Annotated in this window: 20 protein-coding genes; 17 read left to right on the forward strand and 3 right to left on the reverse strand. The window is 70.7% G+C overall.

From position 1 onward, the window contains the following. Positions 1–17 precede the first annotated feature (17 nt). The 9 genes from ACWCP6_RS05755 (at position 18) to ACWCP6_RS05795 (ending at position 9,980) form a co-directional block, all read left to right on the forward strand. On the forward strand, positions 18–950 hold the full coding sequence (locus ACWCP6_RS05755) for an ABC transporter permease (protein ID WP_450931058.1): 933 nt from the start codon (positions 18–20) through the stop codon (positions 948–950). Beyond that, positions 943–1,887 carry an ABC transporter permease gene (locus ACWCP6_RS05760; RefSeq protein WP_450931059.1) on the forward strand — a complete coding sequence of 315 codons (945 nt, stop codon included), beginning with the start codon at positions 943–945 and terminating at the stop codon, positions 1,885–1,887. Before ACWCP6_RS05755 ends, ACWCP6_RS05760 begins: the two co-directional genes overlap by 8 nt. 11 nt (positions 1,888–1,898) lie before the next feature. Further along, positions 1,899–2,957 (forward strand): ABC transporter ATP-binding protein, encoded by a 1,059-nt coding sequence (locus ACWCP6_RS05765; RefSeq protein WP_450931060.1) that lies wholly within the window; start codon positions 1,899–1,901, stop codon positions 2,955–2,957. Further along, a complete protein-coding gene (locus ACWCP6_RS05770) occupies positions 2,950–4,107 on the forward strand; it encodes an ABC transporter ATP-binding protein (protein ID WP_450931061.1) in 1,158 nt (385 codons plus the stop codon). Before ACWCP6_RS05765 ends, ACWCP6_RS05770 begins: the two co-directional genes overlap by 8 nt. 209 nt (positions 4,108–4,316) lie before the next feature. Continuing rightward, complete coding sequence (locus tag ACWCP6_RS05775; RefSeq protein WP_450931062.1) at positions 4,317–5,933, forward strand: peptide ABC transporter substrate-binding protein; 1,617 nt, start codon at positions 4,317–4,319, stop codon at positions 5,931–5,933. Positions 5,934–5,948: 15 nt separating this feature from the next. Continuing rightward, positions 5,949–6,872: an ABC transporter permease gene (locus tag ACWCP6_RS05780; RefSeq protein ID WP_450931063.1), complete on the forward strand. Its 924-nt coding sequence runs from the start codon at positions 5,949–5,951 to the stop codon at positions 6,870–6,872. Continuing rightward, a complete protein-coding gene (locus tag ACWCP6_RS05785) occupies positions 6,865–7,842 on the forward strand; it encodes an ABC transporter permease (RefSeq protein WP_450931064.1) in 978 nt (325 codons plus the stop codon). Before ACWCP6_RS05780 ends, ACWCP6_RS05785 begins: the two co-directional genes overlap by 8 nt. A gap of 19 nt (positions 7,843–7,861) precedes the next feature. Further along, on the forward strand, positions 7,862–8,899 hold the full coding sequence (locus tag ACWCP6_RS05790; protein WP_450931065.1) for an ABC transporter ATP-binding protein: 1,038 nt from the start codon (positions 7,862–7,864) through the stop codon (positions 8,897–8,899). After that, positions 8,883–9,980 carry an ABC transporter ATP-binding protein gene (locus tag ACWCP6_RS05795; RefSeq protein WP_450931066.1) on the forward strand — a complete coding sequence of 366 codons (1,098 nt, stop codon included), beginning with the start codon at positions 8,883–8,885 and terminating at the stop codon, positions 9,978–9,980. Before ACWCP6_RS05790 ends, ACWCP6_RS05795 begins: the two co-directional genes overlap by 17 nt. A gap of 154 nt (positions 9,981–10,134) precedes the next feature. Here the strand turns inward: ACWCP6_RS05795 and ACWCP6_RS05800 are convergent, their stop codons facing one another. Further along, complete coding sequence (locus tag ACWCP6_RS05800; RefSeq protein ID WP_450931067.1) at positions 10,135–12,258, reverse strand: alpha/beta fold hydrolase; 2,124 nt, start codon at positions 12,256–12,258, stop codon at positions 10,135–10,137. Between the two features lie 272 nt (positions 12,259–12,530). Here ACWCP6_RS05800 and ACWCP6_RS05805 point away from each other — a divergent pair, with 272 nt between their 5' ends. Next, on the forward strand, positions 12,531–12,725 hold the full coding sequence (locus ACWCP6_RS05805; protein WP_450931068.1) for a hypothetical protein: 195 nt from the start codon (positions 12,531–12,533) through the stop codon (positions 12,723–12,725). 58 nt (positions 12,726–12,783) lie between these two features. Here ACWCP6_RS05805 and ACWCP6_RS05810 read toward each other — a convergent pair whose 3' ends face one another. Both ACWCP6_RS05810 and ACWCP6_RS05815 read right to left on the reverse strand, forming a co-directional pair. Then, the gene (locus ACWCP6_RS05810) at positions 12,784–12,993 is read right to left on the reverse strand and encodes a DUF397 domain-containing protein (RefSeq protein WP_450931069.1); all 210 of its coding nucleotides are present in this window, start codon (positions 12,991–12,993) and stop codon (positions 12,784–12,786) included. Further along, a complete protein-coding gene (locus ACWCP6_RS05815) occupies positions 12,990–13,856 on the reverse strand; it encodes a helix-turn-helix domain-containing protein (protein WP_450931118.1) in 867 nt (288 codons plus the stop codon). The genes ACWCP6_RS05810 and ACWCP6_RS05815 overlap by 4 nt, the downstream gene beginning before the upstream one ends. Before the next feature lie 160 nt (positions 13,857–14,016). On the opposite strand from ACWCP6_RS05815, the gene ACWCP6_RS05820 reads away from it, so the two are divergent. The 7 genes from ACWCP6_RS05820 (at position 14,017) to ACWCP6_RS05850 (ending at position 20,908) form a co-directional block, all read left to right on the forward strand. After that, entirely contained in the window at positions 14,017–14,502 is a 486-nt protein-coding gene (locus ACWCP6_RS05820) for an ATP-binding protein (protein WP_450931070.1), read from the forward strand. A 198-nt stretch (positions 14,503–14,700) separates the two neighbouring features. After that, on the forward strand, positions 14,701–15,561 hold the full coding sequence (locus ACWCP6_RS05825; protein WP_450931071.1) for a helix-turn-helix domain-containing protein: 861 nt from the start codon (positions 14,701–14,703) through the stop codon (positions 15,559–15,561). A 49-nt stretch (positions 15,562–15,610) separates the two neighbouring features. Further along, a complete protein-coding gene (locus ACWCP6_RS05830) occupies positions 15,611–15,958 on the forward strand; it encodes a hypothetical protein (RefSeq protein WP_450931072.1) in 348 nt (115 codons plus the stop codon). Positions 15,959–16,099: 141 nt separating this feature from the next. Beyond that, a complete protein-coding gene (gene mshB, locus ACWCP6_RS05835) occupies positions 16,100–16,984 on the forward strand; it encodes an N-acetyl-1-D-myo-inositol-2-amino-2-deoxy-alpha-D-glucopyranoside deacetylase (protein WP_450931073.1) in 885 nt (294 codons plus the stop codon). Next, the gene (locus tag ACWCP6_RS05840; RefSeq protein ID WP_450931074.1) at positions 16,981–17,469 is read left to right on the forward strand and encodes a DUF6113 family protein; all 489 of its coding nucleotides are present in this window, start codon (positions 16,981–16,983) and stop codon (positions 17,467–17,469) included. The genes mshB and ACWCP6_RS05840 overlap by 4 nt, the downstream gene beginning before the upstream one ends. Before the next feature lie 183 nt (positions 17,470–17,652). Beyond that, complete coding sequence (locus tag ACWCP6_RS05845; protein ID WP_450931075.1) at positions 17,653–19,800, forward strand: hypothetical protein; 2,148 nt, start codon at positions 17,653–17,655, stop codon at positions 19,798–19,800. Between the two features lie 244 nt (positions 19,801–20,044). Continuing rightward, on the forward strand, positions 20,045–20,908 hold the full coding sequence (locus tag ACWCP6_RS05850; protein WP_450931076.1) for an ABC transporter substrate-binding protein: 864 nt from the start codon (positions 20,045–20,047) through the stop codon (positions 20,906–20,908). Positions 20,909–21,030: the final 122 nt, after the last annotated feature.

Raw genomic sequence — 21,030 nt, forward strand, 5'->3', positions numbered from 1 at the left:
ACTGACATGGAGGCACGATGGGGCGTTATGTCGCACGACGACTGCTCCAGATGATCCCGGTCTTCATCGGGACAACTCTTCTGATCTTCCTGATGGTCTACGCCCTGCCCGGCGACCCCGTGCGCGGGCTCTTCGGCGACAAGGGCGGAAGCCCGGCGACCATCGCCGCACTCAGGCACCAGTACGGTCTGGACCAGCCGATCCTGACGCAGTACTTCCACTACATGCGCGGCATGATCCTGCACGCCGACTTCGGCACGCAGATCGCCAGCGGCCGCCCGGTGACCGACGTCCTCGGCGACGCCTTCCCGGTCACCTTCCGGCTCGCGTCCCTGTCGTTCGCCATCGAGATCGTGCTCGGCCTCTCGCTGGGCGTGCTGGCCGGCCTGCGCGCCGGGCGCATCACGGACAACGTGATCCTGGTCATCTCGCTGCTGCTGATCTCGGTTCCGGTCTTCGTCCTCGGCTACATCCTCAAGGTCGTCTTCGCCTTCGACCTGGGCTGGCTCCCGCCGAACGTCAACGACTCGACGAACTACACCGAGTTGCTGATGCCCGCCTTCGTCCTGGCGACGGCATCACTGGCGTACGTGACGCGACTGACCCGTACGTCGATCTCCGAGAACCTGCGCAGCGACTACATCCGCACCGCGATCGCCAAGGGCCTGCCCAAGCGGCGCGTGGTCGGTGTCCACCTGATGCGCAACTCGCTGATCCCGGTGGTGACCTACCTGGGCACCGACATCGGTGCGCTGATGGGCGGCGCCGTCGTGACGGAGGGCCTGTTCAACATCCAGGGCATCGGCGGCACGATCTACCAGTCCATCGTGCGCCGCGAGGGCACCACGCTCGTGGGCCTGGTGACGGTCCTGGTGCTGATCTACCTCCTCGCCAGCCTGCTCGTCGACCTGCTGTACGCGGTCCTGGACCCGAGGATTCGCTATGCCTGACATGACCAAGACCGCGGACGACACCACCACGTCGGACGCCGTGGCCACCGCGGCGGCACAGCCGGCGAAGCACGACGAGAAGGCGCGCAGCCTCTGGGGCGACGCCTGGCGCGACCTGCGGCGCAGCCCGATCTTCGTCATCTCCGCCGTGCTGATCCTGCTGCTGCTGACGATCACGGCCGTCCCCTCGCTGTTCACCAGCGCGGACCCGACGCTCGGCGACCTGTCGAAGCACTTCCTGCAGAAGCCGAAGCTGGGCGAGGTCTTCTCGTCCGACTGGCTCGGTTACGACGCGCAGGGCCGCAGTGTCTACGCGCGTGTCATCTACGGCACCCGGGCCTCGGTCGCCGTCGGCTTCGGCACCACGCTGTGCGTGACGCTGGTCGGTGGTCTGGTCGGCATGCTGGCCGGCTACTTCGGCGGCTGGCTCGACTCCGTGCTCTCGCGACTGACGGACGTCTTCTTCGGCATCCCGTTCCTGCTCGGCACCATGGTCGTGCTCAACTCCTTCCAGGAGCGCAACGTCTGGGTCGTCATCGGGGCGCTGTCCTTCTTCGGCTGGACCCAGATCGCCCGCGTGATGCGTGGCGCGGTCATCACGACCAAGCAGTCCGACTACGTGCACGCCGCCCAGGCGCTGGGCGCGAGCACGCCGCGCATCCTGTTCCGGCACATCCTGCCGAACACGATGGCCCCGGTGATCGTCGTCGCCACCATCTCGCTGGGCGTCTACATCTCCAGCGAGGCGGTCCTGTCGTTCCTCGGCCTCGGCCTGAACGGCGTCTCGTGGGGCAATGACATCTCGGACGGCGGCAACTCGATCCGCGTGGCCCAGCACATCCTGCTGTACCCGTCGATCATGCTCAGCATCACGGTGCTGGCGTTCATCATGCTCGGTGAGGCCGTCCGCAACGCCCTCGACCCCAAGATGCGCTGAGGGAGGCGTACGTGACCACCATCGACAAGACCGCGACCGTTCCCGCCCCGCGCGGCGGGGACGACCAGGGCGGTCCGCTGCTCGACGTGCGTGACCTGCACGTGGAGTTCCACACCCGCGACGGGGTCGTCAAGGCCGTCAACGGCGTCAACTACAGCGTCAGCGCCGGTGAGACGCTCGCCGTGCTCGGCGAGTCCGGCTCCGGCAAGTCGGTGACCGCCCAGGCGATCATGGGCATCCTGGACATGCCGCCGGCGAAGATCCCGCAGGGCGAGATCCTCTTCCGCGGCCAGGACATGCTCAAGATGCCCGCGGACGAGCGCCGGAAGCTGCGCGGTTCGAAGATCGCCATGATCTTCCAGGACGCGCTGTCCTCGCTGAACCCGGTGCTGACCGTCGGGTACCAGCTCGGTGAGATGTTCCGCGTCCACCAGGGCCTCTCCAAGAAGGAGGCCAAGGCGAAGGCCGTGGAGCTCATGGACCGGGTGAAGATCCCGGCGGCCGCGGCGCGTGTGAACGACTATCCGCACCAGTTCTCGGGCGGTATGCGTCAGCGCATCATGATCGCGATGGCGCTGGCCCTGGAGCCGGACCTGATCATCGCGGACGAGCCGACGACGGCGTTGGACGTGACGGTTCAGGCGCAGGTGATGGACCTGCTCGCGGAGCTTCAGCGCGAGTACAACATGGGCTTGATCCTGATCACGCACGACCTGGGTGTGGTCGCGGACGTCGCCGACAAGATCGCCGTGATGTACGCGGGCCGTATCGTCGAGACCGCGCCCGTCCACGAGCTGTACAAGCGCCCCGCGCACCCGTACACGCGTGGTCTGCTGGACTCGATCCCGCGCCTGGACCAGAAGGGCCAGGAGCTCTACGCGATCAAGGGCCTGCCGCCCAACCTGCTGCGCATCCCGACCGGTTGTGCGTTCAACCCGCGCTGCCCGAAGGCGCAGGACATCTGCCGCACGGACGTTCCCGTGCTGCACCCGGTGACGGAGCAGGACGGCAGCGAGCTGCCGGGCCGCCGCTCCGCGTGCCACTTCTGGAAGGAGACGATCCATGGCTGAGCCCACGAAGCTCGACACGAACGACGAGCCGCAGGACGCGACGCCGAACGTCTCCGACGTGGAGGTCGTCGACGCGCACTCCGAGAGCGAGGCCGTGGCCGCCATCGAGGCGCCCGTCGAGCGCGGCGAGCCGATCCTCCAGGTGCGCAACCTGGTGAAGCACTTCCCGCTCACCCAGGGCATCCTCTTCAAGAAGCAGATCGGCGCGGTCAAGGCCGTCGACGGCATCTCCTTCGACCTGTACCAGGGCGAGACCCTGGGCATCGTGGGTGAGTCCGGCTGCGGCAAGTCCACGGTCGCCAAGCTGCTCATGTCGCTGGAGCGGGCCACCGCGGGCGAGGTCTTCTACAAGGGCCAGGACATCACCAAGCTGTCCGGGCGTGCGCTGAAGGCGGTGCGGCGGAACATCCAGATGGTGTTCCAGGACCCGTACACCTCGCTCAACCCGCGTATGACGGTGGGCGACATCATCGGGGAGCCGTTCGACATCCACCCCGAGGTGGCTCCGAAGGGCGACCGCCGCAGGCGTGTCCAGGAGCTCCTGGACGTCGTCGGTCTGAACCCCGAGTACATCAACCGCTACCCGCACCAGTTCTCGGGCGGTCAGCGCCAGCGCATCGGCATCGCCCGCGGCCTGGCCCTCAACCCCGAGATCATCATCTGCGACGAGCCGGTCTCGGCCCTGGACGTCTCCGTCCAGGCCCAGGTCATCAACCTGATGGAGAAGCTGCAGGACGAGTTCAACCTGTCCTACATCTTCATCGCGCACGACCTGTCGATCGTCCGGCACATCTCGGACCGGGTCGGCGTGATGTACCTCGGCAAGATGGCCGAGATCGGTACGGACACGCAGATCTACGACCACCCGACGCACCCGTACACGCAGGCGCTGCTCTCCGCCGTGCCCGTGCCGGACCCGGAGGCGCGGGAGGGCCGTGAGCGGATCATCCTGACCGGCGACGTCCCGTCGCCGGCGAACCCGCCGTCGGGCTGCCGCTTCCGCACCCGTTGCTGGAAGGCCATGGACAGGTGCGCCGAGGAGGTCCCGCTCCTCGCCGTCCCCGAGCGCTTCCAGGGCAGTGACAGCCCGGCCGCGCACGAGTCGGCCTGCCACTTCGCGGAGGAGAAGGACGTCGTGCACGCGGCGTGAGGAGCCCTGCTCCCGCTTCGACGAGGGCGCCCGGAACCGATCGGTTCCGGGCGCCCTCGTCGTTGTGGACCCGCCGTTCGTGCGAGTGGCGCAACGATCGACCCGTGCGGGTGGGGCACCTATGCAGAATGGGGCGAATGGGGTGATATTGGGGCCCTGAGTGACTGGTCGGGCCCGAGTGATCCGGGAGCACGCCGAGGAGGCACCCCATGCGTCGAGCCGCGCGCGCCAGGTGGGCCGTGTGCGCGATGGCCGCCGCGCTGGCGGCGGGCGCCTGCGGCGGGGGCGCGGGCACCGAGCCCGGCGTGGTCAGCTCCTCGTGGGGAGACCCGCAGAACCCGCTGGAGCCCTCGAACACCAACGAGGTGCAGGGCGGCAAGGTCCTCGACATGATCTTCCGCGGGCTGAAGCGGTACGACCCGCGGACCGGCGAGGCGAAGAACATGCTCGCCGAGAAGATCGAGACGTCCGACTCGAAGAACTTCACGATCGTCCTCAAGAACGGCTGGACCTTCAGCAATGGCGAGAAGGTGACCGCCAAGTCCTTCGTCGATGCTTGGAATTACGGCGCCGGCCTGAAGAACAACCAGAAGAACGCCTACTTCTTCGGCTACATCGAGGGATACGACAAGGTCCACCCCGAGACGGGGGCCCAGAGCGCCGACACGCTCTCCGGGCTGAAGGTCGTCGACGACAGGACCTTCACCGTGAAGCTCTCGCAGAAGTTCTCCACCTGGCCGGACACCCTCGGCTACCCCGCCTTCGCCCCCCTGCCCAGGGCGTTCTTCGACCACCACGACGCCTGGCTGAACAAGCCGGTCGGCAACGGCCCGTACCTGGTCGACACGTACGTCAGGGGCTCCCAGATGAACCTGCGCGCCTGGGACGCCTACCCGGGGGACGACAAGGCGCGCAACAAGGGCATCGACCTCAAGGTCTACACGGACAACAACACCGCCTACACCGACCTCGTGGCCGGGAACCTCGACCTCGTCGACGACGTGCCCGCCGCACAGCTCAAGAACGTCAAGTCCGACCTCGACGGCCGGTACATCAACACGCCCGCCGGCATCATCCAGACCCTGGCCTTCCCCTACGACGACAAGAGATGGGACACACCGGGCGCGGCCAAGGTCCGTACGGGCCTGTCCATGGCGATCAACCGCGCGCAGATCACCGACAGGATCTTCCGGCGGACCCGGACCCCGGCCACCGACTGGACCTCACCCGTACTCGGCGACAAGGGCGGCTACAAGGCGGGGCTCTGCGGAGCCGCCTGCGTCTACGACCCCGGGCAGGCCAGGAAGCTCATCCAGGAGGGCGGCGGGTTGCCCGGCGGACAGGTCCGGATCTCGTACAACGCCGACAGCGGCTCCCACAAGGAGTGGGTGGACGCCGTCTGCAACAGCGTCAACAACGCCGTCGGCAACGACCGGGCGTGCGTGGGCAACCCCGTCGGCACCTTCGCCGACTACCGCAACCAGATCACCCAGGGCAAGATGACCGGCCCCTTCCGGGCCGGCTGGCAGATGGACTACCCGCTGATCCAGAACTTCCTCCAGCCGCTCTACTACACCAACGCGTCGTCCAACGACGGCAAGTGGAGCAATCCGCAGTTCGACAAGCTCGTCGACGAGGCCAACGCCGAGTCCGACCAGACCGCCGCCGTGAAGAAGTTCCAGGAGGCCGAAGGCGTCGTGCGCGACAACATGGCCGCCATCCCACTCTGGTACCAGAACGGCAGCGCCGGCTACTCGAGCCGGATCGGTCATGTCGCGCTGAACCCGTTCAGCGTGCCCGTCTACAACGAGATCACGGTGAGCTGACCCCAGGGGGCCGCGATGGGACGGTACGTCGTCCGGCGTCTGCTGCAGATGATCCCGGTCTTCTTCGGCGCGACGCTGCTGATCTTCCTGATGGTGAACGTGATGGGCGATCCCATCGCGGGGCTGTGCGGCGAGCGGAAGTGCGACCCCGCGACCACCGCGGAGCTGCGCCGCGAGTACGGCCTCGACAAGCCCGTCGTCGAGCAGTACGCGAGCTACATGGGCCACGTCTTCACCGGGGACTTCGGCACCGCCTTCAACGGCCAGAAGGTCACCGAGCTGATGGCGACGGCGTTCCCCGTGACCATCCGGCTCACCGTCGTCGCGATCGTGTTCGAGATCGTCATCGGCGTCACCCTCGGTGTCCTCACCGGTCTGCGCCGGGGCCGGCCCGTCGACACTTCCGTGCTGCTGCTGACCCTCGTCGTCATCTCCGTGCCCACCTTCGTCACCGGCCTGGTCCTGCAACTCCTGCTGGGCGTGAAGTGGGGCGTCATCCGGCCCTCGGTCTCCCCCGAGGCCCCGCTGAACGAGCTGATCGTGCCGGGCCTCGTCCTCGCCTCGGTCTCCCTCGCCTACGTCACCCGGCTCACCCGTACCTCCATCGCCGAGAACCGGCGCGCCGACTACGTACGCACCGCCGTCGCCAAGGGCCTGCCGCGGCGGCGCGTCATCACCCGGCATCTGCTGCGCAACTCGCTGATCCCCGTGGTCACCTTCATCGGCGCCGACATCGGCGCGCTGATGGGCGGCGCGATCGTCACCGAGCGGATCTTCAACATCCACGGCGTCGGCTACCAGCTCTACCAGGGGATCCTGCGGCACAACACACAGACCGTCGTCGGCTTCGTGACCGTGCTGGTCCTGGTCTTCCTGGTGGTCAATCTCGTCGTCGACCTGCTGTACGCCGTACTCGACCCGAGGATCCGCTATGCCTGAACCGCAGAAGGAGGACGGCGCCATCGCCCCGACCGGGATGGGCGGCGCGATGGACCTCGCCACCAGCGAGGGGGCGACCCTCGAACGGACACCGGGCGGACCCGAGGGCACAGGCCCCGCGGGCAAGCCGCGCAGCCTGTGGTCCGACGCCTGGCGCGACCTGCGCCGGAACCCGGTCTTCATCCTCTCCGGGCTGGTCATCGTCTTCCTGGTCTTCATCTCCGTCTGGCCGTCCTCGATCACCTCCGGCGACCCGCTCAGCTGCGACCTCGCCAAGGCCCAGGAGGGCTCCCAGCCTGGCCACCCCTTCGGCTTCGACGGTCAGGGCTGCGACGTCTACACCCGCACGGTCTACGGGGCCCGGACCTCCGTCGTCGTCGGTGTGTGCGCCACCCTCGGGGTCGCCCTCCTCGGCTCGGTGCTCGGCGGGCTCGCCGGGTTCTTCGGCGGCGCCTGGGACGCGACCCTGTCCCGGCTCACCGACGTCTTCTTCGCGATCCCCGTCGTACTCGGCGGCCTGGTGCTGCTGTCCGTGGTCACCAGCAACACCGTCTGGCCCGTCATCGGATTCATGGTCCTGCTCGGCTGGCCGCAGATCTGCCGCATCGCCCGCGGCTCCGTCATCACCGCCAAGCAGAACGACTACGTCCAGGCGGCGCGCGCCCTCGGCGCCTCCACCACGCGGCTGCTGCTCCGCCACATCACGCCCAACGCGGTCGCACCGGTGATCGTCGTCGCCACCATCGCCCTCGGCACGTACATCGCGCTGGAGGCCACGCTCTCCTACCTCGGCGTCGGCCTGAAGCCGCCCAGAGTGTCCTGGGGCATCGACATCTCGGCCGCGTCCCCGTACATCCGCAACGCCCCGCACATGCTGCTCTGGCCGGCCGGTGCGCTGGCGATCACCGTGCTCGCGTTCATCATGCTCGGCGACGCGGTCCGCGACGCCCTCGACCCCAAGCTGCGCTGACCACGGAGGGAGGCCGCCGATGCTGCTGGAAGTGCGCGATCTGCACGTGGAGTTCCGGACCCGGGACGGGGTCGCCAAGGCCGTCAACGGTGTCACCTACGCCGTCGACGCGGGCGAGACGCTGGCCGTGCTCGGCGAGTCCGGTTCCGGCAAGTCGGTGACCGCGCAGGCGGTCATGGGCATCCTCGACACCCCGCCCGGACGCATCACCGGCGGCGAGATCCTCTTCCAGGGCCGGGACCTGCTCCGGCTCAAGGAGGACGAACGGCGCAGGATCCGCGGCTCCGGCATGGCGATGATCTTCCAGGACGCGCTGTCCTCGCTGAACCCGGTGCTGACCGTCGGGTACCAGCTCGGTGAGATGTTCCGCGTCCACCAGGGCCTCGGCAGGAAGGAGGCCAGGGCCCGGGCCGTGGAACTGATGGAGCGGGTGAGGATCCCGGCGGCCGCGGCGCGTGTGAACGACTATCCGCACCAGTTCTCGGGCGGTATGCGTCAGCGCATCATGATCGCGATGGCGCTGGCCCTGGAGCCGGACCTGATCATCGCGGACGAGCCGACGACGGCGCTGGACGTGACGGTTCAGGCGCAGGTGATGGACCTGCTCGCGGAGCTTCAGCGCGAGTACAACATGGGCTTGATCCTGATCACGCACGACCTGGGTGTGGTCGCGGACGTCGCCGACAAGATCGCCGTGATGTACGCGGGCCGCATCGTCGAGACCGCGCCCGTCCACGACATCTACAAGGCGCCGGCGCACCCGTACACGCGTGGTCTGCTGGACTCGATCCCGCGCCTGGACCAGAAGGGCCAGGAGCTCTACGCGATCAGGGGCCTGCCGCCCAATCTGATGGACATCCCGCCCGGCTGCGCCTTCCATCCGCGCTGCCCGATGGCCCAGGACGTGTGCCGCACTGATGTGCCCGAGCTGTTCGAGGTGAACGAGGAGCGAGGGGCCCTCGGGGCGTGGGGAGCGCTGGGCGCGCCCGCGGCCCGCGGCGCGCGGGGGAGCGCCTGCTTCTTCTGGAGGGAGTGCCTCCGTGGCTCGAACGGCTGAGCGGACCGAGACCGCCCGGACCGCCGGCGCGGGCGAGGCCATCCTCGAGGTGCGCGACCTGTACAAGCACTACCCGCTCACCCGGGGCATCCTGTTCAAGCGGCAGATCGGCGCGGTCAAGGCCGTCGACGGCGTCGACCTCGACCTGATGGCGGGCGAAACCCTCGGCATCGTGGGCGAGTCCGGCTGCGGCAAGTCCACGCTCGCCCGGCTGCTGGTCAATCTGGAGCGCCCCACGTCCGGAGCGATCCGGTACCGGGGCGAGGACATCACCAAGCTGTCCGGGCGTGCGCTGAAGGCGGTGCGGCGGAACATCCAGATGGTGTTCCAGGACCCGTACACCTCGCTCAACCCGCGTATGACGGTGGGCGACATCATCGGGGAGCCGTTCGACATCCACCCCGAGGTGGCTCCGAAGGGCGACCGCCGCAGGCGTGTCCAGGAGCTCCTGGACGTCGTCGGTCTGAACCCCGAGTACATCAACCGCTACCCGCACCAGTTCTCGGGCGGTCAGCGCCAGCGCATCGGCATCGCCCGCGGCCTGGCCCTCAACCCCGAGATCATCGTCGCCGACGAGCCGGTCTCGGCCCTCGACGTCTCCATCCAGGCCCAGGTCATCAACCTGATGGCGAGACTGCAGGACGAGTTCGGCCTGTCCTACATCTTCATCGCCCACGACCTGTCGATCGTCCGGCACATCTCCGACCGCGTCGGGGTGATGTACCTCGGGCGGATCGTGGAGCTCGGCCGCGACGCCGAGATCTACGAGCACCCCACGCACCCGTACACGCAGGCGCTGCTGTCCGCGGTGCCCGTGCCGGACCCCGGCGCCCGGGAGCACCGCGAGCGGATCATCCTGACCGGGGACGTCCCGTCGCCGACCGACGTCCCGTCCGGCTGCCGCTTCCGCACCCGCTGCTGGAAGGCCCGGGAGCTGTGCGCCCGCGAGGTCCCGGCGCTCGCGGTCCCGGCCGTGTTCCGCGGCGGCGCGGGCCCCGCCGCGCACGACTCCGCATGCCACTTCGCCGAGGAGAAGGTGGTGGTCCCGCCGGAGAACGGGGCGGGCGGCGACAGCGGCTGACGGGGCGGCAGCTCTTAACACGCGTGCAACTCGCCCGCAGTGTCACCGATATACGGACGCGGCATTCTGGAGGGCGTACGGCCGTGCGGGTGCCGTAGACCGGCCGGGGCGCAGCCATGTCGCCCCGGCCGGTCGTTTTCCCCGTGATCGGTACCTAGCGCATCCCCAACGACCGCTTCAGGAAGTCCACCTGAAGCAGCAGCAGGTTCTCCGCGACCTGTTCCTGCGGGGTCATGTGCGTCACGCCGGACAGCGGCAGCACCTCGTGCGGGCGGCCGGCGGCGAGGAGCGCCGAGGACAGCCGCAGCGTATGGGCGGCGACGACGTTGTCGTCGGCCAGGCCGTGCACGATCATCAGCGGGCGGTGGACGTCCGCGGCGCCGGAGAGGCCGTCGTCCGTCACGAGCGAACTCGTCGCGTACGCCTCGGGGGCGCTCCCCGGGTCGCCGAGGTACCGCTCCGTGTAGTGCGTGTCGTACAGCCGCCAGTCGGTGACCGGGGCGCCGGCGATACCCGCGTGGAAGACGTCGGGGCGGCGCAGCACGGCCAGGGCGGCGAGGTAGCCGCCGTAGGACCAGCCGCGGATCGCGACCCGGTCCAGGTCCAGCGGATGGGTTGCGGCGAGGCCCTGGAGAGCGTCGACCTGGTCGTCGAGCGTGACCGTGAAGTCGTGGTGGACCGCCTTCTCCCAGGCGGGGGAGCGGCCCGGGGTGCCCCGGCCGTCCGCGACGACCACCGCGAAGCCCTGGTCGGCGAACCACTGCGAGGTGAGGTGGGGGTTGTGCGCGGCCAGCACACGCTGGCCGTGCGGACCGCCGTAGGGGTCCATGAGAACCGGAAGCGGACCGTCGCTTTCCTGATAGCCCGTGGGAAGCAGGACGGCGCACGGGATGCGGCGTGCGCCCCCTTCGGTGAGCGTCACCCGCGGAACGAGGGCCGGGCGCTCGGCGTGCGAGGTCACGGTCGCGATCCGCTTGCCGTCGCGCAGCAGCTCCACCAGCGCCCCCGGCCGGCCGGGGGTGGCCGAAACCAGGACCGTCACGCCGCCGGCCCGCACCGCCGAGTGCACCCCCGGCTCCTGCGAGATCCGCTCCATGCCGAGCTCGTTGACCCGGTAGACATGCACCTCGCCGGTCTCCGGGTCGGCCGCGGCGGGGCCCGCGGACGCGGAGATCAGCGCGTCGTCGTCGGAGACGTCCAGTACGGCGCGGACATGGAGCTGCCCGCTCGTCAGCGGCCGGTCGCCCAGCGCGAGAACCCGCGCGCCCGCCTCGTCCGCGATCCGCACCAGTCGCCCGCTCGGCGCCCAGCAGGGCGAGCCGGGGAAGAGCTCCAGCCAGTCGGCGTCCTCGTCGGCGTGCACCATGCGGGTCGCGCCGTCGTCCGGGTTCACCGCCAGATACAGCTGGCTCTGCTGGTCGCGGGACTGCACGAGCAGCAGCGGAGCCCCGGCCTCCGACCAGTGCACCGCGGCGAGATACGGATAGCGCGTACGGTCCCAGGCCACCTCGGTGCGGCTCCCGTCGAGCCCCAGCACGAACAGCTGCACCTCGGCGTTCGGCGTGCCCGCGGCCGGGTAGGCCACCCGGGCCGGCTCGCGGTCCGGGTGCGCCGGGTCGGCGATCCACCAGCGGTGCACGGGGGCGTCGTCCGCGCGGGCGGCCAGCAGCCGCGTGCTGTCGGGAGCCCACCAGAAGCCCCTCGACCGGTGCATCTCCTCGGCCGCGATGAACTCGGCGAGGCCGTAGGTCACGCCCTCCGTCTCCGGCTCGGCGAGCGCACGGTCGTCCGGTGCCTCACCGGTGCCGACGACCCGCAGGGCGCCCCCCGAGACATAGGCGACATGGCGCCCGTCGGGAGAGGGCCGCGGGTCGATCACCGGCCCGGGTACGGGCAGTTCGCGCGCCGTCCCCGCACGCAGCTCGGCCACGAACAGCCGGCCCGAGAGGGCGAAGGAGGCCAACTCGACGGCCGCGTCGGTCGCATAGCCGACGATGCCCGCCGCACCCTCGCGGCTGCGCTCGCGACGCGCCCGCTCGGCCGCCGACAGGTTCTCCTCGGCCCCGCTCAGCAGCACGGACGGGTCGGCCGCGACCCTCTCCTGGCCCTCCGCAACGTCAAGTACCCAGAGCAGATTCGCCCGGTCGGTACCCGACCGGGAACGCAGAAAGGCGACGCGAGCCCCGTCCGGGGCCACGGTGAACGCGCGGGGCGCGCCCAGCGTGAAACGCTGGGTTCGCGCGTGCTGCCGCGGGAACGAGATCGGTTCGGAGATCATCCCCCGAGCCTAGGCCCTGTCCCAGGACTCCCGCCCGTCTCACCCTTCGGACAGGCGCCGGGAGCCCGGCGACGGAACGCGGGCCCTTCGGCCATCCGGGCGGAGGGTTCCGTCCGACACGTGCCATTGGGGCATGCGCCCCCTCGTGCTGCCGTGAGCCTCGATTTTGCGATCCATGCGTACGCACGGAAAGTTATGATCCGTTGCGCGGGGTGGGTAGGAAGCCCCTGACATCTGTCGTCGTAACGCGTGGTCTTGGGAGGTGAACCGCCGTGGCACTCTCCATTTCGGCGGTGGTGCTGCTGGCGATCATCGTCTTCATCCTGGTGAAGAAGTCAGGACTGAAGGCCGGGCACGCGATCGTGTGCATGCTCCTCGGGTTCTATCTCGCGAGTTCGTCGATCGCTCCGACGATCAGCCAGCTCACCACGAATGTCGCAAGCATGATCGGCGGCATCAAGTTCTGACGGCGCCGGTCCGGCGGGACGGCCCGTCCGGGGGCGGGGCCGGCGGTAGGCCCGCCGGTCAGTCTTCGGAAGCGTACGGCACGAAGGCCGACCAGGTGGCGGGCGAGAAGGCCAGGCGGGGGCCGTCGAGGTTCTTGGAGTCGCGGACGTGGACGGTGCCGGGGGTGGTGGCGAGTTCTACGCAGGAGTCGCCTTCGCTGCTGCTGCTGTAACTGCTCTTGAACCACGTCAGGTCGGAGGCGCCCCCGGCCGAGGTGTCGCGGATCATGTTTCCCCCAGCAGTTGCTCGATGAAGGCCGTCGACTCACGTGGTGTAAGTGACTGGGCCCGGATGATGCCATACCGCAGTTCAAGGATACGGAGCTGCTTGGGCTCGGAGAGCGGTCGGCCGTTGGCCACCGCCTGTGAACGCCCCACGGCCGATCCGTCCTCGAATTTCAGCACCTCGATGCCACCTGCAAGTCCGGCATGTTCCTCGCGATCCATCGGCATCACCTGAAGCTCGACGTTCCGCAACCGTCCCGCCTCAAGGAGATGTTCGAGCTGGCGTCGCAGCGCCGCCCTTCCCCCGAGTGGACGTCGTAACGTCCACTCCTCCAGGACAAAGCTGACTTCGGGCGCGGGGTCCCGTTCGAAGACGGACTTGCGTGCCACGCGGGCTGCGATGAACCGCTCCACCTCGTCCTCGCTGTACGCGGGGCGCCGCATCAGGAGAAGTCCGCGTGCGTATTCCGGCGTCTGCAGCAATCCATGGATGTTCAAGGGGTCGTACAGCTGAAGCTCGACCGCCTTCGCCTCCATCTGTGCCAGATCCCGCACCTTCTTGGGGTATCGAACCCTCCGTACGTCCTCCTTCATCGCCGAGAGCAGCCCGCCCGCCCGTAACACCTCGTCCGCCATGTCCAGATACTCGGGCCGGGGGATCCGCTTCCCGCTCTCGATCTTGTAGACCATGTCCTCGCCGTACCCGACGGCCTCTCCGAAGTCGGCGGCCCGCATCCCCACCGCCTCCCGGCGGAGCTTCAGCTGCCGCCCGACGGTCGCGACGACCGCCACACCCCAGTCGTCGGGGTCCACCTCCCACCCCGGTTCGTCCGCCTCGCTCTTGAGCCGACCCGCGCCACCGTCCATGTGCGCCACGCACCCCTCCGCCGTACCGCCGTGCCTCAACGGCCCTACCCGTACGACGCTTCCGGACTGACCGGACACGACCGGACAACCTCCGGACAGTCACCGTACGTATCGGTGTTGTCACTGTTCACGGTAGGCGCGCGTCGCCACGCTGAGTGACGTGAATCAGGAAACCGCCTCGCCCGAGGTCCAACTCGACGCACCCGTGCCCGACTTCAGCGTCCTCCTGTCGCCGACACCGCGCGGGGCTCGCCTCGGCCGTCTTCTCGCCACCGAGCAACTGCGCAGCTGGGGGTTCCCCTTGGAGCCGGCCGCGAACGTCGTCGCCGAGCTGGCCGCCAACGCCGCGACGCACGGACGCGTCCCGGGCCGTGACTTCCGGCTCACGCTCCACGTCGCCGCCGGCACGCTCCGGATCGAGGTGACCGACACCCGCGGTGACCGCCTCCCGTGCGCCCAACCGGTTGCCCCCGACGCCGAGTCCGGCCGTGGCCTGGTCCTCGTCGAGGCGCTCGCCGACCGCTGGGGCGTCACCCCGGGACCTCACCCCCGCAAGACGGTGTGGGCGGAACTCGACCTCGCACCGGAACCCGGCCGCCCGTGCTCCGGTGCGAGGGGTGCTCTTTCCCAAGAAACACGAGGGTGAAAGAACCCGGCCAAGCCCCACCCCTCCCGCCCGGAGCGCAAACTCACTCCCGCGAGTGAACATCGCCAACGCAGCTGGATTCGGGACGGGTTGGCTGCTCTACGCTCGGCGCAACACCACCGCAGACATGCGACGGCCCCCGCCGGGACTGGCATCCCAGTGCGAGGGCCTGACCACCGAGGAAGTAGGAGCTTCCCGATGGATACGGAAAACCCTAGCGTGCCCCCGCACGCCCAGTCCCGCATTGCCGGGAACAACCGCCCGTACCGGCGCCCTCACTCCGGCGGTCTCGTCCACGACCACACCCGCCACACCACCCGCTTCACGGTCATCGGCAACCACCTGGCACAGCACCCCGAACTCTCCCTCCTCGCGATCGGACTGGGCGTGCACCTCCAGTCGCTGCCCAAGGGCGCCCGCGTCGACATCAAGACCCTCGCTGCCCGCTTCCCCGAGGGAGCTGCGCGTATCGCCGCAGCTCTGCGCGAACTGGAGGCTCACGGGTACCTGCGCCGTGAACGGCACCGCATCCCCGGCGGCCGTATCGTCACGCGCACGATCTCCTGCAACCAGCCCGGCCGCCGTCGGGCCGACCAGGAGCCCGTACGGCGGGCGCACCCGGCCCCGAAGCAGCGCACACCCCGCAAGCCCCTCCCCGCGGTGCCCCACCCGGCTTGGGCCACCCCGGGCCTCCTCGGGGCGGCCGCCGACCTCCTCGCAGAGCTGCGTCGCCACGACGCGCGCCTGCTCCTCTCCGCCTGCGACACGGCGCACCTCGCCCCCGGCGTCGCCGCCTGGCTGGAGCGCGACGTCAGCCCCGCCGCCGTACGGCACGCGCTGACCAGCGACCTGCCGTCCGAAGGGCTCCGGCGCCCGGCCGCCCTCCTGGCCCACCGCCTCGACGCCCAGCTGCCGCCCCTGCTGCCGCTGCGCGCACCAGTCCCGCAGCCGGCCGCCCCGCACCCACTCCAGACCTGCGACAACTGCGACCGCGCCTTCCGCGCATCCGTCCCGGGCCGCTGCCGCGACTGCGGGACCGCCGCTCCAGCGGCGGTCTGACGCGCCTGTCCGGGGCACCGGCACCACGGCACGAAAGGTGGCGGAAACGATGAGCACCCACTCCGATCTCGGACACGAGCTGATCCCCCGTCCCGAGCGGACCCCTGACGCCCTGCGTGCGGCCCTCGCCGTCGTCGACCCGGGCCGTCTGGAGGAGATGCAGGCCAAGAAGGACGAGGCCTTCGCCAAGGCGGTCGAGTGGCAGTCCCTCAGTCCGGTGCAGAGCTGGGTCCTGACCTGGGCCAGGGACATCGAGATCGCACGCCGCCCCGATCTGTCCGCCCGCTACTCCCGTGCTCAGAGCCGGACGGAACACGAAGACCCGGCCACCGCTCGGGAGGCCCTGCAGGAACTGAGCTCGGTCCTGGACGAGGCAAGGGCGGCTGTTGGCCGGTGAGCTGGAAGCGGGAGTACGCCTTCGGCAGTGAGGAAGCCGCTGCCGGACCGCGCCTCCCGCCGCACGTGTGCCCGACGGCGAGGGTGACGGACGATCGGGGAGGTGGTGGGGGAGCGCCGCCTGCCTCGTAGGGTGGGCGGTATGACGGAACCGCCCGCCCGGCGCCTGCTGCTCGTGCACGCGCATCCCGACGACGAGTCGATCAACAACGGCGCGACCATGGCCCTGTACGCGGCCGCGGGCGCCCAGGTCACGCTGGTCACCTGCACCCTCGGTGAGGAGGGTGAGGTCATCCCGCCCGAGCTGGCGGGGCTCACCTCGGACCGGCAGGACACCCTCGGGGCCCACCGCGTCGGCGAGCTGGCCGCCGCGATGCACGAGCTCGGCGTCACCGACCACCGTTTCCTCGGTGGGCCAGGGCGGTACCGCGACTCCGGGATGATGGGCGCCGAGCAGAACACCCGCGAGGGCTCCTTCTGGTCCGCCGATCTCGACGAGGCGGCCACGCACCTCGTCCAGGTGATCCGCGAGGTACGTCCGCAGGTGCTCGTCACCTACGACCCGGACGGCGGCTACGGCCACCCCGACCACATCAAGGCCCACCGCGTCGCGATGCGCGCCGCCGATCTCGCGTCCGAACGGGCCTACCGTCCTGATCTGGGCGAACCGTACGAGGTGGCGAAGATCTACTGGAACCGGGTACCCCGCTCGGTGGTCGACGAGGGCTTCGCACGCCTGCGCGAGGTCCTTCACGAGCTGCCGTTCAAGGCGGCGGCGACCGTCGACGACGTGCCGGGCGTGGTCGAGGACGGCGTCGTCACGACCGTCGTCGACGGCGCCGCGCACGTCGGCACCAAGGCCGCGGCCATGCGTGCCCACGCCACCCAGATCGAGGTGGCCGGACCGTGGTTCGCCCTCTCCAACCAGCTCGCCCAGCCGCTGTTCGCCGTCGAGTACTACCAGCTGGTGCGCGGGGTGCCGGGCGGGGCGCCCGAGACCGATCTGTTCGCGGAGGTGGCGGTGTGATGAGCACGGAGGACAAGGGGACGCCCGGCGGGCGGCCCCGGGCGAGTTCGGGCCCGGCCCCCGGCAACGGTGCGGGCGTCGGTACGGGTTTCGGCGGGGGGTCGGGGCAACGGCCGTTGACCCCCGGGCGAATCGCCGCTTATGTCGGGCTCTTTGTGCTCGGCGCCGTCGTCGCCGTTGCAGGGGCGCTGGTGCAAGGCGGCCTGTTCCCGGGCGGGTTGCTGCTCGCGCTGGCCGCGGCGGCCGGCACGTTCGTCGGCGGGGCTCGCGCAACCGGTGCGCGCGCCGGGGCGATCGCGCCCGCGGCCGGCTGGATGCTCACCGTCGTCCTGCTCACCACGAGTCGCCCGGAAGGTGACTTCGCCTTCGGTGTGGGCGTCGGCTCCTACCTCTTCCTGCTCGGCGGCATGGCAATCGCTGTGATCTGCGCCACCCTTGGTCAACCCCCGCACCAGGGTCCCCCTTCCGCCCGACTTGGCAAGTGACGTACCACTTCGCCGTACCAGGCGCCCACGAGTCCCGCACAGGTTTCCCCGGCCGTCCCCGATCGAGGTCCCGCGGTGGCCAGTATGGTGGTGCGCGCCGCCGAGCTTCCCCCAGGCTCTTGAGGAGCGGGGGGACCCCACCGCCGGATCAACGGGCGGCGGAGCCAACCGGGAGAACCTGCCTTGAGTCGTGAAACTGACAGTTCGTCCTCCGGAGCCCAAGGGCGCGGCGGAGCCGCTTACCCCTCGGGGACGCCGCCGTACGGAACCCCCACGCAGGGCGCCGCTTCCGATGAGGGCGCGGCCGGCCGGCAGTCCGCCGACGCGCGGTCGGAGGAACGCAAGACCGAGACGACGCTGACCACGCGCATCCGGATCAACATCCCCGGATCGCGTCCCATCCCGCCGGTCGTGATGCGCACACCCGTCTCCGACGCCGACAAGGCCGCGAGCGGCGACGAGGGCCCGGCCAAGGGTGCGGGGGCGCCGGGAGCCGAAGGCTCCGCGCCCACGGGCGGCACGCCGGCCGCCGCGGACGGCGCCGACGGGGCCGGGGTGTCCGGCCCTGCCGAGGAGAAGACCAGCAGCTGGTTCGCGCCCCGCAAGTCGTCCACCAACGGCCGTGGCGTCGACGCGCCGTCCGCGGCGCCCCAGGGCGGTGCGCCGGGCGGTGCGCGCCCCGACGGTCCGGGCGGCGACCCGGGTGCGGGGCTCGGCGGCGGTGCTCCGGGCGCACCGGCCGACGGTCTCGGCGGCGGTGCGGCCCGCGGCCCTCAGGGCACGGGTGCTCCCCGCACGGTGCGCGGTACGGCCCCCCTGCCGCGGCGCGGTGCGGGCGGCGGTGCCCCGAGCGGGTTCGACGCCCCCGCCGACGGTGGCACGGGAGCGTACGAGATCCCCGGCGGTCCGTTCGGCCCGGGCCCGGGATCCGGCCCGCGTGCCGACTCCGGCGCGAACGCGCTCAACCGCGAAGGCGGGGACCCGAACCGCGGTGATCTGCCCTATTTCGCCCAGAATCCCACCGGTCCGACCTCCGGACCCGTGACCGGCGACAGCCCGCTGGTCCCGCCGCTCGACCAGGACACGGGCTCGGTGCCGCGACCGATGGACGCGGACACGGGCGCGATTCCGCGGATGGGCGACACCGGATCCGTCCCCCGGATGAGCGACGACACGGCGATCCTCACGCCGCAGAAGCCCGCCCCCGAGCCGGGCGGCCCGGGCGACAACGTCTCCGGGCACACCCTGACCAGCGGCATCCCTGTCGTGCCCTCGACGCCGGGCTCGCCGTTCGCACCGGGACCGCACTCCGAGGCTCCGGTGCCGCACACGCCGCCGCAGCTCCCGGACCCGCCGCGGCCGAGCGGGTCCGCCGCCGCCCCGAAGAAGAAGGGCCGCAACAAGCTGGTGCTCGCCGCGGTCGCCGTGGTCGTCGTCGGCGGCCTCGCCTACGGCGCCGGGCTGCTGGTGAACCACTCCGACGTGCCCAAGGGCACCACCGTCCTCGGCGTCGACATCGGCGGCGGCACCCGTGACGATGCCGTCAAGAAGCTCGACGCGGCCATCGGCGAGCGTACGAACCGGCCGCTCCAGCTGTCCGTCTCGGGCGACGCCACCGCGCTGAGGCCGGACCAGGCGGGCCTGTCCTTCGACACCGAGGCCACCGTGCGGGCCGCCGCCTCCAGCGACTACAACCCGGTCTCCGTGATCGGTTCCCTCTTCGGCGGCGAGCGGGCCGTCGATCCGGTCATGCCCGTCGACGCGGAGAAGCTGCACTCCGCGCTGGAGCGTGCGGCCGGCGCCTCCGGGGCGGCGAACGAGGGCACGATCAAGTTCGTGCCGGGCCGGGCGGTCCCCGTCTACGGCAAGGTGGGCAAGGGCATCGACGTCGACAAGTCGGCCGCCGCGGTGGAGCAGGCGTACCGCGACCAGGTCGCGACCGGCCGGAGCGAACCCGTCCGGGTGCCCACCACGATGCGCCGCCCGACGGTCTCGAACGCCGAGGTCGACCGCATGATGAAGGCCTTCGCCCAGCCGGCGATGTCGGGTCTCGTCACCATCAAGGCGGGCGACAAGTCGATTCCGTTCGGCCCCGCGAAGTCGCTGCCGCAGATCCTCGGAGTGAAGGCGGTTGACGGCAAGCTCGTCGACACCTACGACCTTCAGGCCCTCAAGCGGCTGTACGGCAACACCTTCGACGGCGTCCTCGTCACCCGTGCCACGGGCAAGACGCCGGTCCAGCCCCAGGACGTGGTCCTCGCGCTCCGCCAGGCCCTCCTCGGCAAGACCCCCGCGGAACGGGTGGGCGTCATCAAGACCAACCCGAACTAGCGGATCCGGTCCGGGACGCCGGCCCGGCGCCCCCCTCGGATGCCCGGCGCCATCCGGCCCGTCCTCCTCGGAGACCGAGAAGGGCGGGCCGGTCCGGCTTCCAGGGGCAGGGCCCCTGTGGTCGCGGGACGGCGGAAGGCCGGAGGCCGGAGCCGCGGGCGGTCTTGCGGTGCGTCCGGATTCGTTTCATGGTGGCCCAAGTCGCGTGCGAGGAGCGCGAGTTGACGCCGAGGGGGCAGGGGCCATGGGCTGGGAGTTCACCGACGACCGGGGCATCACCGTCCGGACGGCCGCCCCGCCCACCCGCGTCGCCGCGTATCTCCGTGCCGGAGCGGGCCTGTGGGACCTCGGCATACGCCCGGTCGCCTGCTACGGCTCCGGACACGACGGCGACCGCCCCGACCCTGCCAAGTCGGGCGCCCTCACGAGGGCCGAGGTTCCGTACCTCGGCGCCGGGAAGGCCCTGGACGAGGCCGCGCTGAGCTCCGTACGCCCCGATCTGATCGTCGACGTGACGTACGACCGCGAGCACGCCTACGCCGTCGACGACGAGGTCGCGGCGCGCGCCGGAACACCCGTGGTGGCGCTCGCCGTCGCGGGCGACGTCTCCCTGACGCACATCGTGGCCCGCTTCACCGCGCTGGCCCGCGCGCTGGGGGCGGAGCCGTCCGGCGCCTCCGGCGAGTTGACCGCGGCCGAGAACGCCGTGCGTGCCGCGGCCGCGGGTGCCGCACCGCCCCGGGTCCTCGCCCTCTCCGGTGCCGGCCCCGAGCAGGTGCACCTGGCGCGCCCCGCCACCTGGCCCGAACTGCGCCATCTCGCCGGACTCGGCGTCCGCTTCGCCGAGCCCGGACCGGGCGGCGTCAACTGGACCACCACCACCTGGGACGAGGCGGCCGCCCTCGCCCCCGGTCTGGTCCTCGCCGACAGCCGCGGCAACGCCGTACAACCGTCCGCACTGGACGGCGTACCGGCTTGGCACACCCTCACCGCGACCGCCGGCGTCGAGCCCTGGAACCCCGAACTCCCCTGCAGCCCCCGCGCCGTTTCGGGATTCCTGCACACCGTCGCCGACGCGCTGGAAGTGCTGCGGGGGAAGCGGGACTGAGACGGGCCCGCCCGGCAGGGCAGTGGCGGGGCCGAGCGGGGGCGGGAACCGGCCGGGAGCAAGCGGCCCGTCATCCCCCGCCCCATGACATCTGTCATGCACAACCCACGATGCCCGACACT

The sequence above is a fragment of the Streptomyces sp. NPDC002004 genome (assembly GCF_053593975.1).

Bases quoted from the DNA above. Each gene is read 5' to 3' on its own strand.
- ACWCP6_RS05755 (WP_450931058.1), top strand. From the start codon at position 18: ATGGGGCGTTATGTCGCACGACGACTGCTCCAGATGATCCCGGTCTTC.
- ACWCP6_RS05760 (WP_450931059.1), top strand. From the start codon at position 943: ATGCCTGACATGACCAAGACCGCGGACGACACCACCACGTCGGACGCC.
- ACWCP6_RS05770 (WP_450931061.1), top strand. From the start codon at position 2,950: ATGGCTGAGCCCACGAAGCTCGACACGAACGACGAGCCGCAGGACGCG.
- ACWCP6_RS05775 (WP_450931062.1), top strand. From the start codon at position 4,317: ATGCGTCGAGCCGCGCGCGCCAGGTGGGCCGTGTGCGCGATGGCCGCC.
- ACWCP6_RS05780 (WP_450931063.1), top strand. From the start codon at position 5,949: ATGGGACGGTACGTCGTCCGGCGTCTGCTGCAGATGATCCCGGTCTTC.
- ACWCP6_RS05785 (WP_450931064.1), top strand. From the start codon at position 6,865: ATGCCTGAACCGCAGAAGGAGGACGGCGCCATCGCCCCGACCGGGATG.
- ACWCP6_RS05790 (WP_450931065.1), top strand. From the start codon at position 7,862: ATGCTGCTGGAAGTGCGCGATCTGCACGTGGAGTTCCGGACCCGGGAC.
- ACWCP6_RS05800 (WP_450931067.1), bottom strand. From the start codon at position 12,258: ATGATCTCCGAACCGATCTCGTTCCCGCGGCAGCACGCGCGAACCCAG.
- ACWCP6_RS05810 (WP_450931069.1), bottom strand. From the start codon at position 12,993: ATGATCCGCGACACCTCGGCCGGGGGCGCCTCCGACCTGACGTGGTTC.
- ACWCP6_RS05815 (WP_450931118.1), bottom strand. From the start codon at position 13,856: ATGGACGGTGGCGCGGGTCGGCTCAAGAGCGAGGCGGACGAACCGGGG.
- ACWCP6_RS05825 (WP_450931071.1), top strand. From the start codon at position 14,701: ATGGATACGGAAAACCCTAGCGTGCCCCCGCACGCCCAGTCCCGCATT.
- ACWCP6_RS05830 (WP_450931072.1), top strand. From the start codon at position 15,611: ATGAGCACCCACTCCGATCTCGGACACGAGCTGATCCCCCGTCCCGAG.
- mshB (WP_450931073.1), top strand. From the start codon at position 16,100: ATGACGGAACCGCCCGCCCGGCGCCTGCTGCTCGTGCACGCGCATCCC.
- ACWCP6_RS05850 (WP_450931076.1), top strand. From the start codon at position 20,045: ATGGGCTGGGAGTTCACCGACGACCGGGGCATCACCGTCCGGACGGCC.